The following is a 15,727-nucleotide window of genomic DNA, read 5'->3' as shown; positions in this document are numbered from 1 at the left end:
TCGTACATGCGCCACCAGATTCATGACCTGCTGGCCCCGCTGCCGGGGACCGTGCGACAGATTCACAGTTTCCACTTCGGCCCGTCGTCGGCCAAAGGCAAGATTTACATTCAGTCCTCCCTGCATGCCGATGAATTGCCCGGCATGTTGGTGGCCTGGCACCTCAAGCAGCGTCTGGCGGATCTGGAAGCCGCCGGCCGGCTGCGCAGCGAAATCGTGCTGGTGCCCGTGGCCAACCCGGTCGGCCTGGAACAAGTGTTGATGGACGTTCCATTGGGCCGCTATGAGCTGGAAAGCGGGCAGAACTTCAATCGCTGGTTCGTCGACTTGAGTGAAGAAGTCGGCAACGAGATCGAAGGCCTGCTCGGCGACGATCCGCAACGTAACCTCGAATTGATCCGCGACAGCCTGCGCAAGGCGTTGGCGCGGCAGACCGCAGGCACTCAACTGCAATCCCAGCGCCTGACCCTGCAACGGCTGGCCTGCGATGCGGACATGGTGCTGGACCTGCATTGCGATTTCGAAGCCGTGGCGCACCTTTACACCACGCCCGAGGCCTGGCCGCAGGTCGAGCCACTGGCGCGCTACATCGGCTCTGAAGCCAGTCTGCTGGCTACCGATTCGGGTGGCCAATCGTTCGATGAATGCTTCACCCTGCTCTGGTGGCAGTTGAAAGAGCGCTTCGGCGAGCAGTTCGAGATTCCGCTGGGCAGTTTTTCAGTCACTGTCGAATTACGCGGCCAGGGTGACGTCAATCACCCGCTGGCCAGCCTCGACAGCCAGGCGCTGATCGATTATCTGATTCATTTCGGCGCGATTGCCGGTGAGCCGGCGCCATTACCGGAACTGCCCTACCCGGCCACACCGCTGGCCGGCGTTGAACCGGTGGCTACACCGGTGGGCGGGCTGCTGGTGTTCACGGCCCTGCCCGGGGAATACCTGGAGGCCGGGCAACTGATCGCCGAAGTCATCGACCCGATCAATGATCGCGTCACCCCTGTTCATTGCACCGCCGCCGGCCTGATGTACGCCCGTTCGCTGCGGCGCATGGCCACTGCCGGCATGGTAATCGCCCACGTCGCGGGCACCGAAGCCTATCGCAGCGGCTACCTACTTTCGCCTTGAGGATGCATGCCCCATGTACAAATTGACCATTGAAGGCCTGCATAAAAGCTATGGCGATCATCAGGTGCTCAAAGGCGTTTCGCTCAAGGCCAAAACCGGCGACGTCATCAGCCTGATCGGCGCCAGCGGCTCAGGCAAAAGCACCTTTTTGCGCTGCATCAACTTTCTCGAGCAACCCAACGACGGCGCCATGAGCCTGGACGGCCAAACGATCCGCATGATCCACGACCGTCACGGCATGCGCGTGGCCGATGCAGATGAACTGCAGCGGATTCGCACCCGCCTGGCCATGGTGTTCCAGCACTTCAACCTGTGGAGCCACATGACGGTGCTGGAAAACATCACCATGGCCCCGCGCCGGGTCCTGGGTTGCAGTAAGCAAGAGGCCGAAGACCGTGCCCGACGTTACCTCGACAAGGTTGGCCTGGCGGCGCGGGTAGCGGATCAGTACCCGGCGTTCCTGTCGGGCGGCCAGCAACAACGGGTAGCCATTGCCCGCGCACTGGCCATGGAACCGGAAGTCATGCTGTTCGACGAACCGACCTCGGCGCTCGACCCGGAACTGGTGGGCGAAGTGCTCAAGGTGATCCAGGGCCTGGCCGAAGAAGGCCGGACCATGATCATGGTCACCCACGAAATGAGCTTCGCCCGCAAGGTATCGAGCCAGGTGCTGTTCCTGCACCAGGGGCTGGTGGAAGAAGAAGGTGCGCCGGAGGATGTACTGGGTAATCCGAAGAGTGAGCGGTTGAAGCAGTTCCTCAGCGGCAACCTCAAGTAACCCCTTGCACTGCCCTTGTAGGAGCGAGGCTGCCCGCGAAGACGTAGGCACATCCAGCATCGATGTGACTGAAAAACCGCTTTCGCGGGCAAGCCTCGCTCCTACAGAAATCAGGTTGTCCCACAGGTATCAGACCACAGGCGCGGGCGGTGGCTCATCCGGAAGAGTGGGCTCTCCGGGTTCTGTCGGATCTTCATTGGGTGTGTCGGGATCAGGCTGATGGGGGATGCCCCCTGCCGTGACGGGCGGATGTGCCAACAAGGACCAGGCCAGCATGCCAACCTGATTGGGCTCAAGCCTTGCCAGTTCGGCACTTATTCGCGGATCGATCTTCATGAAGCACTCCTGAGCGATGGCCCGATCCGCCTTGCGCGAATCGGAGCAGTACACTCCATAGAGTGTACGCCCGCTCAGGAATTCCAACGGTTTGTCAGACGGCTGACTCAGGTACGCGGCAGGGTCACGCCACGCTGTCCCTGGTACTTGCCGCCACGGTCCTTGTAGGAGACTTCGCACTCTTCGTCCGACTCAAGGAACAACATCTGCGCCACGCCTTCGTTCGCGTAGATTTTCGCCGGCAGATTGGTGGTGTTGGAGAACTCCAGGGTCACGTGACCTTCCCACTCAGGCTCGAGCGGCGTGACGTTGACGATGATGCCGCAACGCGCGTAGGTGCTTTTACCCAGGCAAATGGTCAATACGTTACGCGGGATGCGGAAGTATTCGACGGTGCTGGCCAGAGCGAAGGAGTTCGGTGGAATGATGCACACGTCGCTGTGGATGTCGACGAAGCTGCCAGCATCGAAGTTTTTCGGGTCGACGATCGCCGAATTGATGTTGGTAAACACCTTGAAGTGATTGGTGCAACGCACATCGTAGCCGTAGCTGGACACGCCGTAGGAGATCACACGGCTATCGTCGCTACCGCGCACCTGGCGCTCGACGAAAGGCTCGATCATGCCGTGTTCCTGCGCCATGCGGCGAATCCACTTGTCCGATTTGATGCTCATGGCGGGTGTCCTGAATAGCGAGGTGGAAAAATTCTGTCCGGCATCTTACCGGGCAGGCGCGCCGGGTTCAAAGTCCGGGAGACAATTCTCGCCAATCGCCCGTGAATCCCGGGTCTTCACCGCCATTCAATGCACCGTCAGTCATGAAAACAGAGAAACCTTCGCAAGAAACATTGGCACGTTCCGGAAAAAGGGTTAAGGTGGCGCCACTGTGCTGCTTGTGTCACTGAGAATCTCTACACGATATGTTGAATTTCGATCCAACCATCTACAAGAATTTTTCCTGCTCTTTGCACTCAGTCTCGGCCAGGGTTCTTCCTGCGTCGCAGTTATCTTTGTTCAAGGAGTTACACCATGTCTAATCGCCAAACCGGTACCGTTAAGTGGTTCAACGATGAAAAAGGCTTCGGCTTCATCACTCCACAATCCGGTGACGACCTGTTCGTTCACTTCAAAGCTATCCAATCCGACGGCTTCAAAAGCCTGAAAGAAGGCCAACAGGTTTCTTTCATCGCTACCCGCGGTCAGAAAGGCATGCAAGCTGAAGAAGTTCAAGTTATCTAACTTGTACTTGCTTTAGTAAAAAGCCCCGCCCTCAAAAGCGGGGCTTTTTTGTGCCTGTGTGTTTTGCATGGCAAAAAAGATCGCAGCCTCGCTTCGCTCGACAGCTCCTACGTTGACATACGGTCTCTGGAGGAGCTGTCGAGCGAAGCGAGGCTGCGATCTTTTGATCTTTCAGTGTTACCAGGCTACGCCAAAACCCGCCGTGTAACGGGTCTTGCTCAGGTCCGCATCGTCAGTACCGCTGATAATGTCTCGTTCGGCCTTCAGGTTAAGCGATGCCCAATCGGTCACTTTGTAGCGCAAGCCCATTTCGGCATCGAGTGCGTAATCAGCTACGCCTGACAACGGCTTGCCAACTTCGCCATTGGTGAAGAACTCAACCTTCTTGCCGATCAGGTAACGGTTGTAATCCCACTTCATCGCCAGGGAATAGAAGTTTTTCTTGCTGCCGTCGCTGAACTCATAGTCCGTGCGGTTGACCAGCGAGCCCAAGGAAAAGGCGCCCAGTTCGTTATCCCAGAATTGATAACCGGGGCCGGTACCGACGGTGCGCTGCCGAGCGAGCTCTTCGACCTTGTCGCGCTTGTAATTCAAACGCCCTTGCCAGAACCACTTCTCAGTGAGGAATCGGTCGAGAGAATATTCGGCACGCCAGTTGTCGGTGGTGACGACGTCATCCTGGAATTCGCGGTTGTACTCACCTTCTGCCGTGTGTCGCCATCTGCCATGGCGCGCACTGGTCTTGAAGTCGACGTCATAATCATCAGTGTCTTTTTCGGCACGCTGGTAATCCAGCGCCAAATCGACATGCCCCTTCCATACCAGATCCTCAACCACCGGTTTGGGCTTGAGCATCTGCTGGATACTGGCCAGCTCCACGGTCTTGGGGCCATCGCCGTTGGCCAGGGTGACTTTGCCATCCTCTGCCGCGTGCAGCGACTTGGCCTTCTCACCGGTGTAGGCATCCTGTTTGACCAGCAGTTGCTGATCGCTTTCCAGGGTTTTGACCTGATTCCAGTCGATCGGAACCGCGCCTGCGTACTCGGTCTGAATCAGCAGCTTGCCACCATCGAATACGGTGATTTTGCCGCTCAATTTGTCACCGTTCTTCAACCAGACGGTGTCGGCGAGCAAGGGAGTGGAAGCACTGACGACAGCGAGGCACAGCAAGGTTCTGGACAACATAAGCGAATCGAAGGCTCAACTTTGCGAAAAAAAGTCGGCATTATCCATAGGAATAAGGCCCTAGCAAGGACTGACCCGACTTTTTCTATTGAGTTCATTTCTCAATAGGCGATCCTGGATTTACTCTACAGACGGTCAATTGCGCATTTTTTCAGGAAGCCCGGGACGTGACCGACTCAACCGCTGAAACCGAAAGCGCAGCGCAAATCCGACGCACGGCGCTCTACCTGACCCTGGCGCAAGTGCCCGAGGGCAAAGTCGTGAGTTACGGCCAGCTCGCCGAGCTAGCCGGACTGGGTCGTGCTGCCCGCTGGGTCGGGCGAACACTGAGCCAATTGCCCGGTGACACCAAACTTCCCTGGCACCGGGTACTGGGTGCCGGCGGTCGGATCAGCCTGCCCGTGGGCAGCCCTTCGGGGGATGAACAACGGGCCCGATTGCGCATGGAAGGCATCAGTGTCCTGAACAATCGTGTTGATATTCAGCGCCATGGGTGGCGCCCGGTAGAGCACAGCGGTTAGAGTGCGCGCTTTGTTTCCGTAATCCTTGAGGCAGACTCCAGCCCATGCCCCGTAAAACCTGGCGCGCCGCGCTCGCCGCCTATGCCAGCCCCTCGACGCTCGTGCTGTTGCTGCTTGGTTTCGCCGCCGGCTTGCCCTACATGCTGGTGTTTTCGACGCTTTCAGTCTGGCTGCGCGAGGCCGGTGTTGCCCGCGAAACCATCGGCTATGCAAGCCTGATCGGCCTGGCCTACGCCTTTAAATGGGTCTGGTCCCCGCTGCTCGATCAATGGCGCCTGCCACTTCTTGGCAAGCTTGGTCGACGACGCTCCTGGCTGGTCCTGGCCCAGGCACTCGTAATCCTTGGCCTGATCGGCATGGGATTCTGCGACCCGCAAAAGCACCTGTCCTGGTTGATCGCGATCGCGGTGGTCGTCGCCTTCGCCTCGGCGACGCAAGACATCGCCGTCGATGCTTATCGCCTGGAAATCGCCGACGAAACCCGCCAAGCGGCGCTGGCGGCCAGTTACATGGCCGGTTACCGGGTCGCGGCCCTGCTGGCGACTGCCGGCGCACTGTTCTTCGCCGAAGGCTTCGGCTCCACCGGTTTCAACTATAAGCATGCGGCGTGGACGGGCACCTACGTGCTGTTCGGCGTCTTGATGGTCCCGGCGCTGCTGACCACCGTGTTCATGCGCGAACCGCCGGTGCCTTTGCGTACCCAGTTGCAGGCCGGACGCTACAGCTTTGTGCACCAATTGGCGTCGGTGTTCGTGCTGATCGTGCTGCTGGTGTCCGTACCGGCCATGTTCACCCAGCTCTACAACACTGACTTCGCCAGCGTACTGTTCAACGGCGTCAGCGTACTGGACCTGCTGCTCGAAGACCGTGCGTTCCTGCGGGCGATTCTCTATATCACGCTTACCGGCCTGTGCCTGTCGGCCATGGGGCGTCGTGGCCTGGCCCCGGTGCTGACGCCGGTCAACGACTTCATCCTGCGTTACCGCTGGCAAGCCCTGCTGCTGCTTGGGCTGATCGCCACCTATCGGATGTCCGATACGGTCATGGGCGTGATGGCCAACGTGTTCTACATCGACCAGGGGTTCACCAAGGATCAGATTGCCAGCGTCAGCAAGATATTCGGCCTGATTATGACCTTGGTCGGTGCAGGCATGGGCGGCCTGCTGATCGTGCGTTTTGGCATCCTCCCCATCCTGTTCATCGGCGGCGTTTCGTCGGCAGCCACCAATCTGCTATTCCTGATGCTCACGGACATGGGCGCCAATCTGCAGATGCTGATTGTCACTATTTCACTGGATAACTTCAGCTCGGGCCTGGCGACTTCGGCATTTGTCGCTTACCTGTCGAGCCTGACCAATCTCAAGTTCTCCGCCACCCAGTACGCCCTGCTCAGCTCGATCATGCTCCTGCTGCCCCGCCTCATCGGCGGCTACTCAGGGGTTATGGTGGAAAAATTCGGCTATCACAACTTCTTCCTGATCACTGCCCTGCTGGGTGTTCCGACTCTCCTGTTGATCGCGCTGCACTGGTTCCAGGAAAACCGCCGAGCCGGTCCGACACCGACGCCGGAACCGGTGCAGTCCCAGGTCGCGGAAGAATCGTAGGCACTTAAGCCAGAAGTGTCGCAGAGGGCGGGCAGATTCTCGCCCTCTGCGACACTGCCGGCTGCACTCCTGTACGCCAGCTGATCTCGCCCGTACAATGTTCCGTCATTTCTCGTCATCAGCAACCGACAACGGCCAACCATGCGCACCAGTCAATTTTTGCTCGCCACACAGAAAGAAACGCCTTCCGACGCGGTTGTCATCAGCCATCAGCTGATGCTGCGCGCCGGCATGATCCGCAAACTCGCCTCGGGCCTGTACACCTGGCTGCCCATGGGCTTGCGAGTTATGCGCAAGGTTGAAGCCATCGTGCGTGAAGAAATGAACGCCGCCGGCTCTCTCGAAGTGTTGATGCCGAGCACTCAACCGGCTGAGCTGTGGCAGGAATCCGGTCGCTGGGAAGAATACGGTCCTGAATTGCTGCGCTTCAAGGATCGCCACGGTCGCGACTTCTGTGCCGGCCCGACTCACGAAGAAGTCATCACCGACCTGATGCGTAACGAGCTGAGCAGCTATAAACAGCTGCCGATCAACCTGTATCAGATCCAGACCAAATTCCGTGACGAAATCCGCCCACGCTTCGGTTTGATGCGCGGCCGCGAATTCATCATGAAGGACGCCTATTCGTTCCACGCTGATCAGCCTTCGCTGCAGATCACCTATGACCGTATGCACCAGGCGTACTGCAACGTGTTCACCCGTCTGGGCCTGAAGTTCCGCCCGGTTGAAGCCGACAACGGCTCGATCGGTGGTGCCGGCTCCCACGAGTTCCACGTGCTGGCCGAATCCGGCGAAGACGACATCGTCTTCAGCAACGGTTCCGACTACGCAGCGAACATCGAAAAGGCCGAAGCCGTACCGCGCGAAACCTCTCGTGCCGCGCCTGCCGAAGAGCTGCGTCTGGTCGACACGCCGAACGCCAAGACCATTGCGCAACTGGTCGAGGGCTTCAATCTGCCGATCGAAAAGACCATCAAGACTCTCGTGGTACACGCTGAAGAACAAGGCAAACTGATTGCCCTGATCATCCGTGGCGACCACGAGCTGAACGAAATCAAGGCCGCCAACCAGCCTGGCGTTGCCAGCCCGCTGGTCATGGCTTCCGAAGCTGAACTGCGCGACGCCATCGGCGCCGGCGCCGGTTCCCTTGGCCCGTTGAACCTGCCACTGCCAATCATCATCGACCGTTCCGTCGAGCTGATGAGCGACTTCGGCATCGGTGCCAACATCGACGACAAGCACTACTTCGGCGTGAACTGGGAGCGTGATCTGCCGGTTCCGACCGTTGCCGACCTGCGCAATGTCGTGGCCGGCGATCCGAGCCCGGACGGCAAAGGCACCCTGGAAATCAAGCGCGGTATCGAAGTCGGGCACATCTTCCAGCTGGGCAACAAGTACAGCAAAGCGATGAAGTGCGAAGTGCTGGGCGAGAACGGCAAGCCGGTCACCCTGGAAATGGGCTGCTATGGCATTGGCGTGTCCCGCGTGGTGGCGGCCGCCATCGAACAGAACAACGACGAGAACGGGATTATCTGGAGCGACGCCCTGGCCCCGTTCCAGGTTGCTCTGGTACCGCTGCGCTACGAAACCGAGCAGGTTCGCGAAGCTACCGACAAGCTCTACGCAGAACTGACTGCCGCCGGCTTCGAAGTGCTGCTGGACGACCGCGACAAGAAAACCAGCCCGGGTATCAAGTTCGCGGACATGGAGCTGATTGGCATTCCACACCGGATCGTGGTCAGTGACCGCGGCCTCGCCGACGGCAATCTGGAATACAAGAGCCGTACAGAGGCCGAGGCGCAAGCGCTGCCGGTCGCTGACGTGCTGTCTTTCCTCCAGGCCCGTATCCGCCGCTGACACCAGATAGAGACGTCATGTTCAAGCGAAACACCTTAGGCCTCGGTAGCGCCGCCCTGTGCGGCGCGCTGCTGGTCAGCGGCTGTGCCAATCAGATGTCACAACGCAACGAGCACGAGGAGCGGGTCGAGCGCAAATTGCTCGATCACAGCCTGCAGATCGATGTCGGCGAGCCCAAGGTGCTTGAGCTGCCACAACGTCGGGTGAAAATCCACGAGCAGAAGACTTTCGAAGTCACCGAGTTCGAAGTCACGCGTCACTACGATCGCTACACGCCTTACCAACCCTGGAGGGAGGTCTATGAGATCCCGCTGGGCGCGGTGGCCGTGGTGGCCGGTGTCGGTGCGAACGTGGTCAACGTGTTCGCCCTCGGCAATCTGCCGGACAGCGTGACGAAGGACTGGCTCAGCTATGGTTTCGCCGGGCTCAACCCGTTCATGAACGCGCAGTCTCATGGTCGGGCACAACAGAACCTGGCGGGTATCGACGAAGTCCAGCGCGACAAGCGCACGGAGTACTCGAGCCTGCCGTGGAGCGAGCGCCCGGTGCAGGTCAAGGCGGCCAAGAACACCTTCGAACTGACCACCGATCGTAACGGCGTGTTGCGCCTGAACCTGCTGGACAGCCCATTCGCCGAACATGACCTCAATCATCTGGGCAAACTGCAGATCAGTGTCGAGGACAACAAGGACGATGTGCACACCGACTCGTCCCTGGCGATCAGCAGCAACTTGCGCGGCAAGCTACTCGAAGCGCATGGGTTGATTTACGACGACCTCGAAGACGACGAAGTGAGCCAGTGGGTACACCGGGTCAAACGTCTGTCGGAACTGGGGCTGGAAGAAGAAGCCAGCGAGCTGGAACAGAGCCTGATCGAACTGACCCGCAACGATCCCGAGTTGCAGGCCGAATTCCTCAAGTCATTGACCAAGGATGCCGGGCGACTGGTGGCGGATCCGGGACCGAATTAAAGTCAAAAGCTTCGCGAGCAAGCCCGCTCCCACATTGGTTTTGTGAACACCATAAAACCAATGTGGGAGCGGGCTTGCTCGCGAAGGCGTCATTACATTTACCACCGTACCAAAACCCTGCCCCTACCGCTCAAACAACTCCATCTGCTCAAACCCGCCCCGCAAATCCTCCAGCCTCACCCCAATCCCCAACAACCGCACCGGTTTCCCACCACGGTTAAAGGCCTGGGTCAGCAGCAACTGATAACTCCCCAGATCCCGCCCTGCCCCGGCCTGCTCCAGAGTAGTCTGGGTAAAGTCATGGAATTTCACTTTGACGAACGGCTTGCCCGGTCGATAGCTGCTATCGATCCTTGCCATGCGGCCATTCAGGGAGTCCAGCAACTCGGGCAATTTATCCAGGCAACTCACCAGATCCGGCAGGTCCGTGTCGTAGGTATTTTCGACGCTGATCGACTGCCGCCGACTGTCGTTATGCACCAACCGCTCATCGATCCCACGGGCGAGGCTCCAGAGCCGCTCGCCGAAGCTGCCGAATTCGCGCACCAGCGCCAACTTGTCCCATTCGCGCAAATGCGAGCAATCGACGATGCCGAGCCTGCCGAGTTTGTCGGCGGTCACTTTGCCAACGCCGTGCAGCTTGCTCACCGGCAAACCACTGACGAAGTCTTCCACCTGATCCGGCGTGATCACGAACAGGCCGTTAGGCTTCTTCCAGTCACTGGCAATCTTGGCGAGAAACTTGTTCGGCGCCACGCCGGCCGACACGGTGATGTGCAACTGGTTGGAGACACGGCGGCGAATGTCCTGGGCGATTCGCGTGGCGCTGCCGCCAAAATGCGCGCTGTCCGACACGTCGAGGTAGGCCTCATCCAGGGAAAGCGGTTCGATCAGGTCGGTGTAATCGCGAAAGATCGTATGAATTTCCTTCGACGCTTCTCTATAGGCATCCATGCGCGGCTTGACGATGGTCAGGTCCGGACAGAGTTTCAAGGCATGCCCGGAAGACATGGCCGAGCGAACGCCATAAGCCCGCGCTTCATAGTTACAGGTGGCAATCACCCCACGCCGATCCGCCGAGCCGCCCACCGCCAATGGCTTACCGGCCAGGCGCGGGTCGTCACGCATCTCGATAGCGGCGTAGAAACAGTCACAATCGACGTGGATGATTTTTCGCTGCGTCATATAAAAGCAGTGTTCATGGCGAAGAAATGAGGTGTGGGAGAGACATATCGGCAGTATCTCACTGACACCTGTATATAGCACCAGTACTCTGAATGTTCTTTTTCCTTTGTAGGAATAGCACACAGGAATTTATTTTCTCAATCGAAAGAGCCCTCTCAATAGAGCCACAAGCCTTGCCCTGCCTGCGTTTCAGACCGGTCAGCCGTTGCTTTTTTCACCTAAGCGCTTGAACAGGAACAGATTTTACCGAGATTGAAGGTTGACAGCCCTGCGATCCTCTGTAGAATGCCGACACACAGACGCGGGATGGAGCAGTCTGGTAGCTCGTCGGGCTCATAACCCGAAGGTCGTCGGTTCAAATCCGGCTCCCGCAACCAAACATCAAAAAAGGCTACTCGAAAGAGTGGCCTTTTTTGTGCGCGCCTGTTTTATAAAAATCGGCAGCCTATGCCTTTCGCCCCAGAAACAAGAAATCGTTCTGATTCCAAAGCTTAGGTCTCCCCTGCGACCGTTCACCGTCGTTTTACACTTATTTGAGCCATACTGGGATTAACGGTTGACACTCCGGCGTTCGCCTGTAGAATGCCGCCACACAGACGCGGGATGGAGCAGTCTGGTAGCTCGTCGGGCTCATAACCCGAAGGTCGTCGGTTCAAATCCGGCTCCCGCAACCAAACATCAAAAAAGGCTACTCGAAAGAGTGGCCTTTTTTGTATCTGTTGAAAAAGTCCTTTCGCAACAATGATCTGTCACTGTGCAGTGAGCCGTTCGGGATCGCCGGACTGTGAGTTCAGCCCAGGCTGAACCGCAGACAGAACCCTCTACGACTGATGACGCGCCATCGCCCACATCTGGTGAGAGGCGTTAATATTTGTGATTATTTTTTTCTACAGGGATTGGTAACTTGGCTGGATACCTCCATCCTGTCGCGCACAATCCAAGAGGTGATTGATGCGCGCCAACTCGTCTGATCCACAAGACACCGTCACAGCGACACAACCGATCAAAGCCGAGCGCCTGCGCTTGCTGGATCGAATCAGCAAATATCGCCAACCCATCGGTCTGGCGGTCACTTTGCTGTTGTTCGCCATTGCGCTGATTGCCTGTCGTCACCTGCTGAGCGAACTCGATCTGTACGCGCTGCATGACTCAATCCTGGAAGTGCCGAAACCGGCCTTGCTGGGCGCGCTCGCCGCGACTGTCATCGGCTTCATCATTCTGCTGGGTTACGAATGGTCGGCCAGCCGTTATGCCGGCGTGACGCTGGCGCCGCGAATACTGGCATTGGGCGGCTTCACCGCATTTGCCATTGGCAATGCCATCGGCCTTTCGCTGTTGTCGGGAGGCTCGGTTCGCTACCGTTTATATGCACGGTATGGTGTGGGGGCGTCGGAAGTCGCGCACATGACTTTGTTTGCCAGCCTCTCACTCGGCTGCGCCCTTCCGCCCCTGGCCGCCCTCGCCACCCTCAGCAACCTGTCCGCTGCTTCCGTGGCCCTGGGTTTCTCCGAGACGTTGCTGGGTGCGATTGCAGTGGCCGTGCTGCTGCTCTCAACAGTACTGGCCATCGGCATCTATCGCCGTCGCTTGCCTGAACAGCCTTATCCCGACAACCTGCTGGTCAAGGTCGGTCGCCGCACCTTGCGCCTGCCGGGTCGCCGCCTGACGTTCCTGCAATTGGTCATCACCGCTCTGGACGTGGCCGCCGCCGCGACGGTGCTCTACCTGTTGCTGCCGGAAGCACCGCCCTTTGGTGCCTTCCTGCTGGTCTATCTATTGGCCCTGGCCGCTGGTGTGCTCAGCCATGTACCGGGTGGTGTCGGGGTGTTCGAAGCGATTTTGCTGGCCGCCTTCGCCGACAAGCTCGGCGCCGCACCACTGGCCGCCGCCCTGCTGCTCTATCGCCTGATCTACGTGGTGTTGCCGCTGCTGGTGGCTTGCGTACTGCTGCTGGTCAACGAAGGCCAGCGCCTGTTTCAGACGCGCCAGTCGTTGCGTGCTGCATCTGGCATGGCCGCACCGATTCTGGCGGTGCTGGTGTTCCTGTCCGGCGTGGTGCTGCTGTTTTCCGGCGTGACGCCGGAGATCGATACCCGCCTTGAACACATCGGTTTTCTGATTCCGCATCGTTTGGTCGACGCTTCACACTTCGGCGCCAGCCTGGTGGGCGTGCTCTGCCTGCTGCTGGCTCAGGGGCTACGTCGCCGCCTGTCAGCCGCATGGATGCTGACCACCATTCTGTTGTTGGTCGGCGCCCTGCTCTCACTGCTTAAAGGGTTCGACTGGGAAGAGGCTTGCCTGATGACCCTGACGGCGAGTTTGCTGGGGGTTTTCCGGCGCTCGTTCTATCGCCCCAGCCGCCTGACCGAAGTGCCGTTTTCGCCGCTGTATCTGGTGGCCAGCCTGTGCGTACTCGGCGCATCGATCTGGTTGCTGCTGTTCGCCTATCAAGACGTTCCCTATAGCCATCAACTCTGGTGGCAGTTCACCCTCGACGCCGATGCCCCGCGAGGCCTGCGCTCGCTGCTCGGCGCCGCGGTCCTGCTAGTGGTGGTGTCCCTGACCTGGCTGCTGCGCACCGCGCGCCCGGTGATCCATCTGCCAACGCCCGACGAGCTGGACCGCGCGGTAAAGATTCTCATGGCCTCGGCCCAACCGGATGGCGGCCTGGCCCTGACCGGTGACAAGGCGCTGCTGTTTCATCCCAACGACGAGGCGTTTCTGATGTACGCCCGCCGTGGCCGCAGCCTGGTGGCGTTGTATGACCCGATCGGCCCGAGCCAGCCACGGGCGGAAATGATCTGGCAGTTCCGCGACCTCTGCGATATCCACCACGCCCGCCCTGTGTTCTATCAAGTGCGCGCGGAGAATTTGCCGTACTACATGGATATAGGCCTGACCGCGATCAAGCTCGGCGAAGAAGCCCGGGTTGACCTCAAGCGTTTCGATCTCGAGGCCAAAGGCAAAGAGATGAAGGACCTGCGCTACACCTGGAACCGCGGCACCCGTGACGGCCTGTCGCTGGAAATCCATGAGCCGGGGCAAGCGCCAATGGATGAGCTCAAGGCTATTTCGGACGCCTGGCTGACCGGCAAGAACGTGCGCGAGAAAGGCTTCTCGCTCGGGCGTTTCAGTGATGACTATCTCAAGCACTTTCGTGTCGCGGTGATTCGTTTCGAAGGGCGCCCGGTGGCGTTCGCCAACCTGCTCGAGACCTACGGCCATGATCTGGCCAGCCTCGACCTGATGCGCGCGCACCCCGACGCCCCCAAGCTGACCATGGAGTTCATGATGGTCGGCCTGATTCAACATTATAAAAATCATGGATACGCGCGCTTCAGCCTGGGCATGGTGCCGTTGTCGGGGTTGCAACCCCGGCGCGGCGCACCACTGACCCAGCGCTTGGGCTCGATGGTATTCCGCCGTGGTGAGCAGCTGTACAACTTCCAAGGTTTGCGCCGCTTCAAAGACAAGTTCCAGCCCGACTGGGAACCCCGTTATATGGCTGTGCCAGCCGGACTCGATCCGCTGGTTGCCCTGGCCGACACTGCCGCCCTGATTGCAGGCGGCTTGACTGGATTGGTGAAACGCTGATGATTCAACGCTCCCTGCGGTACGTACTGGCCACACTGGTAGTGCTGGCCCTGATTGTCGGTGGCGGTTACTGGTACCTGAAACGCCCGGCACCAGAACCGACCCTCGAACGGCTGGCGCCGGCCGATGGCGCCGCGATGACCCGAGTCATCCCCGGCAACACGCCGCGCGCCCAGGTACTGGTGGCGGTCAATGAAGAGCAGAAGCTCAGCGACAAACAATTGCTGACCCTGAGCCGCAGCGGCTCGGCGCAGATCGTCCAGGTGATCCTGCCCAAGGACTGCATCCTGCAAGGTCGCGCCCTGCAAGCAGGCCTCAGGCAACTCAAAGGCCCGGCAACCCTAATCAGCGGCATCGGCCCAGGCGCCGTGCTGGCGTGGCGCTGGCTGGCCGAGCAGAAGGACGACAAGGCCCAGGCCATTTCGGTCGACCTGGCCCTGGAAAAACCCGGCTGCACGCACCTGCTGCCAAAAATTGCCGCTCACGGTCACTGGCTGGTGGCCTGGAACGACAACCCGGACGATACCAGCGCCGGCTTCGTGCGTGACCAGCCCAACGCCGAAACCAGCATCAGCGACTACGACATCAACCTGCCGCAAGTGCTGAACAACGAACTGCGCAAAATCCTCGTTGGCGGCGATAAAGCTGCTGGTGGCCTGCAGATCCCGGTGGTCGAAGTCCCGGCCGGTCAAGCCAAGGACACCGTCACCCTGTTCCTTTCCGGCGACGGCGGCTGGCGCGACCTGGACCGTGATGTGGCCGGTGAAATGGCCAAGATCGGCTACCCGGTGGTCGGCATCGACACCCTGCGCTACTACTGGCAACACAAGAGCCCGGAACAAAGCGCGCTGGACCTGACCGAACTGATGCAGCACTACCGGCAGAAATGGGGCACCAAGCGCTTCATCCTGACCGGCTACTCGTTCGGCGCGGACGTATTGCCCGCCATCTACAACCGCCTGCCGGAAGCGGAGCAGCAGCGGGTCGACGCAATCATCCTGCTGGCCTTCGCCCGCACCGGCAGCTTCGAAATCGAAGTCGAAGGCTGGCTCGGCAACGCCGGCAAAGAAGCCGCCACCGGCCCGGAAATGGCCAAGCTACCGCCTGCAAAAGTGGTGTGCATCTACGGTGAAGAAGAAGTCGACGAGAGCGGCTGCACCGACAAGACCGCCGTGGGCGAAGCGATGAAACTGCCTGGCGGCCATCATTTCGACGAGAACTACCCGGCGTTGGCCCAGCGGTTGGTCGATGCTATCGAGAAGCGTCAAGTGAAGGAGACGGCTGCTCAGGAGTGATCTGAGCCGCGCTCACAAAAAAGCCCCCGATACCTCAC

Annotated in this window: 13 protein-coding genes and 2 tRNA genes; 11 read left to right on the top strand and 4 right to left on the bottom strand. The window is 59.4% G+C overall.

What is annotated here, in order from left to right; translation table 11 throughout:
• Positions 1–6: 6 nt before the first annotated feature.
• Together PMI36_RS12460 and PMI36_RS12465 are read left to right on the top strand one after the other, a co-directional pair.
• The gene (locus PMI36_RS12460; protein ID WP_008072749.1) at positions 7–1,125 is read left to right on the top strand and encodes a succinylglutamate desuccinylase/aspartoacylase family protein; all 1,119 of its coding nucleotides are present in this window, start codon (positions 7–9) and stop codon (positions 1,123–1,125) included.
• A gap of 13 nt (positions 1,126–1,138) precedes the next feature.
• A complete protein-coding gene (locus PMI36_RS12465) occupies positions 1,139–1,903 on the top strand; it encodes an ABC transporter ATP-binding protein (RefSeq protein ID WP_007904656.1) in 765 nt (254 codons plus the stop codon).
• Between the two features lie 129 nt (positions 1,904–2,032).
• Here the strand turns inward: PMI36_RS12465 and PMI36_RS0129685 are convergent, their stop codons facing one another.
• The gene (locus PMI36_RS0129685) at positions 2,033–2,239 is read right to left on the bottom strand and encodes a hypothetical protein (RefSeq protein WP_032830504.1); all 207 of its coding nucleotides are present in this window, start codon (positions 2,237–2,239) and stop codon (positions 2,033–2,035) included.
• Positions 2,240–2,346: 107 nt separating this feature from the next.
• Entirely contained in the window at positions 2,347–2,913 is a 567-nt protein-coding gene (gene dcd, locus PMI36_RS12470; RefSeq protein WP_007904652.1) for a dCTP deaminase, read from the bottom strand.
• A gap of 354 nt (positions 2,914–3,267) precedes the next feature.
• Between dcd and PMI36_RS12475 the strand changes: the two genes are divergently transcribed.
• Complete coding sequence (locus tag PMI36_RS12475; RefSeq protein ID WP_002554837.1) at positions 3,268–3,477, top strand: cold-shock protein; 210 nt, start codon at positions 3,268–3,270, stop codon at positions 3,475–3,477.
• A 177-nt stretch (positions 3,478–3,654) separates the two neighbouring features.
• Here PMI36_RS12475 and PMI36_RS12480 read toward each other — a convergent pair whose 3' ends face one another.
• Entirely contained in the window at positions 3,655–4,662 is a 1,008-nt protein-coding gene (locus PMI36_RS12480) for a DUF481 domain-containing protein (RefSeq protein WP_008072747.1), read from the bottom strand.
• 167 nt (positions 4,663–4,829) lie between these two features.
• Between PMI36_RS12480 and PMI36_RS12485 the strand changes: the two genes are divergently transcribed.
• From PMI36_RS12485 to PMI36_RS12500, 4 genes are all read left to right on the top strand, one after another.
• Entirely contained in the window at positions 4,830–5,183 is a 354-nt protein-coding gene (locus PMI36_RS12485; RefSeq protein WP_007940587.1) for an MGMT family protein, read from the top strand.
• A 44-nt stretch (positions 5,184–5,227) separates the two neighbouring features.
• The gene (locus PMI36_RS12490; protein WP_008072745.1) at positions 5,228–6,787 is read left to right on the top strand and encodes an AmpG family muropeptide MFS transporter; all 1,560 of its coding nucleotides are present in this window, start codon (positions 5,228–5,230) and stop codon (positions 6,785–6,787) included.
• A 141-nt stretch (positions 6,788–6,928) separates the two neighbouring features.
• Positions 6,929–8,644 (top strand): proline--tRNA ligase, encoded by a 1,716-nt coding sequence (locus PMI36_RS12495; RefSeq protein ID WP_008072744.1) that lies wholly within the window; start codon positions 6,929–6,931, stop codon positions 8,642–8,644.
• 17 nt (positions 8,645–8,661) lie between these two features.
• Positions 8,662–9,615, top strand: coding sequence for a hypothetical protein (locus tag PMI36_RS12500; protein WP_008072742.1), 954 nt, complete (start codon positions 8,662–8,664; stop codon positions 9,613–9,615).
• Between the two features lie 123 nt (positions 9,616–9,738).
• On the opposite strand, the gene dinB is transcribed toward PMI36_RS12500, so the two are convergent.
• Positions 9,739–10,800 (bottom strand): DNA polymerase IV, encoded by a 1,062-nt coding sequence (gene dinB / locus PMI36_RS12505; protein WP_008072740.1) that lies wholly within the window; start codon positions 10,798–10,800, stop codon positions 9,739–9,741.
• A 300-nt stretch (positions 10,801–11,100) separates the two neighbouring features.
• Between dinB and PMI36_RS12510 the strand changes: the two genes are divergently transcribed.
• The 4 genes from PMI36_RS12510 (at position 11,101) to PMI36_RS12525 (ending at position 15,689) form a co-directional block, all read left to right on the top strand.
• Positions 11,101–11,177 (top strand) — tRNA-Met (locus PMI36_RS12510).
• Between the two features lie 220 nt (positions 11,178–11,397).
• A tRNA-Met gene (locus PMI36_RS12515) sits at positions 11,398–11,474 on the top strand.
• A 277-nt stretch (positions 11,475–11,751) separates the two neighbouring features.
• Entirely contained in the window at positions 11,752–14,394 is a 2,643-nt protein-coding gene (mprF, locus tag PMI36_RS12520) for a bifunctional lysylphosphatidylglycerol flippase/synthetase MprF (RefSeq protein ID WP_008072739.1), read from the top strand.
• Entirely contained in the window at positions 14,394–15,689 is a 1,296-nt protein-coding gene (locus PMI36_RS12525) for a virulence factor family protein (protein ID WP_008072737.1), read from the top strand. The genes mprF and PMI36_RS12525 overlap by 1 nt, the downstream gene beginning before the upstream one ends.
• Positions 15,690–15,727 lie beyond the last annotated feature (38 nt).

The sequence above is a fragment of the Pseudomonas sp. GM79 genome, from assembly GCF_000282495.1.
GTDB lineage: Bacteria > Pseudomonadota > Gammaproteobacteria > Pseudomonadales > Pseudomonadaceae > Aquipseudomonas.
Note: the sequence above shows the minus strand (reverse complement) of the source record. Positions and strands in the feature narration are given on the sequence as shown.

Bases quoted from the DNA above. Each gene is read 5' to 3' on its own strand.
- PMI36_RS12460 (WP_008072749.1), top strand. From the start codon at position 7: ATGCGCCACCAGATTCATGACCTGCTGGCCCCGCTGCCGGGGACCGTG.
- PMI36_RS12465 (WP_007904656.1), top strand. From the start codon at position 1,139: ATGTACAAATTGACCATTGAAGGCCTGCATAAAAGCTATGGCGATCAT.
- PMI36_RS0129685 (WP_032830504.1), bottom strand. From the start codon at position 2,239: ATGAAGATCGATCCGCGAATAAGTGCCGAACTGGCAAGGCTTGAGCCC.
- dcd (WP_007904652.1), bottom strand. From the start codon at position 2,913: ATGAGCATCAAATCGGACAAGTGGATTCGCCGCATGGCGCAGGAACAC.
- PMI36_RS12475 (WP_002554837.1), top strand. From the start codon at position 3,268: ATGTCTAATCGCCAAACCGGTACCGTTAAGTGGTTCAACGATGAAAAA.
- PMI36_RS12480 (WP_008072747.1), bottom strand. From the start codon at position 4,662: ATGTTGTCCAGAACCTTGCTGTGCCTCGCTGTCGTCAGTGCTTCCACT.
- PMI36_RS12490 (WP_008072745.1), top strand. From the start codon at position 5,228: ATGCCCCGTAAAACCTGGCGCGCCGCGCTCGCCGCCTATGCCAGCCCC.
- PMI36_RS12495 (WP_008072744.1), top strand. From the start codon at position 6,929: ATGCGCACCAGTCAATTTTTGCTCGCCACACAGAAAGAAACGCCTTCC.
- PMI36_RS12500 (WP_008072742.1), top strand. From the start codon at position 8,662: ATGTTCAAGCGAAACACCTTAGGCCTCGGTAGCGCCGCCCTGTGCGGC.
- dinB (WP_008072740.1), bottom strand. From the start codon at position 10,800: ATGACGCAGCGAAAAATCATCCACGTCGATTGTGACTGTTTCTACGCC.
- mprF (WP_008072739.1), top strand. From the start codon at position 11,752: ATGCGCGCCAACTCGTCTGATCCACAAGACACCGTCACAGCGACACAA.
- PMI36_RS12525 (WP_008072737.1), top strand. From the start codon at position 14,394: ATGATTCAACGCTCCCTGCGGTACGTACTGGCCACACTGGTAGTGCTG.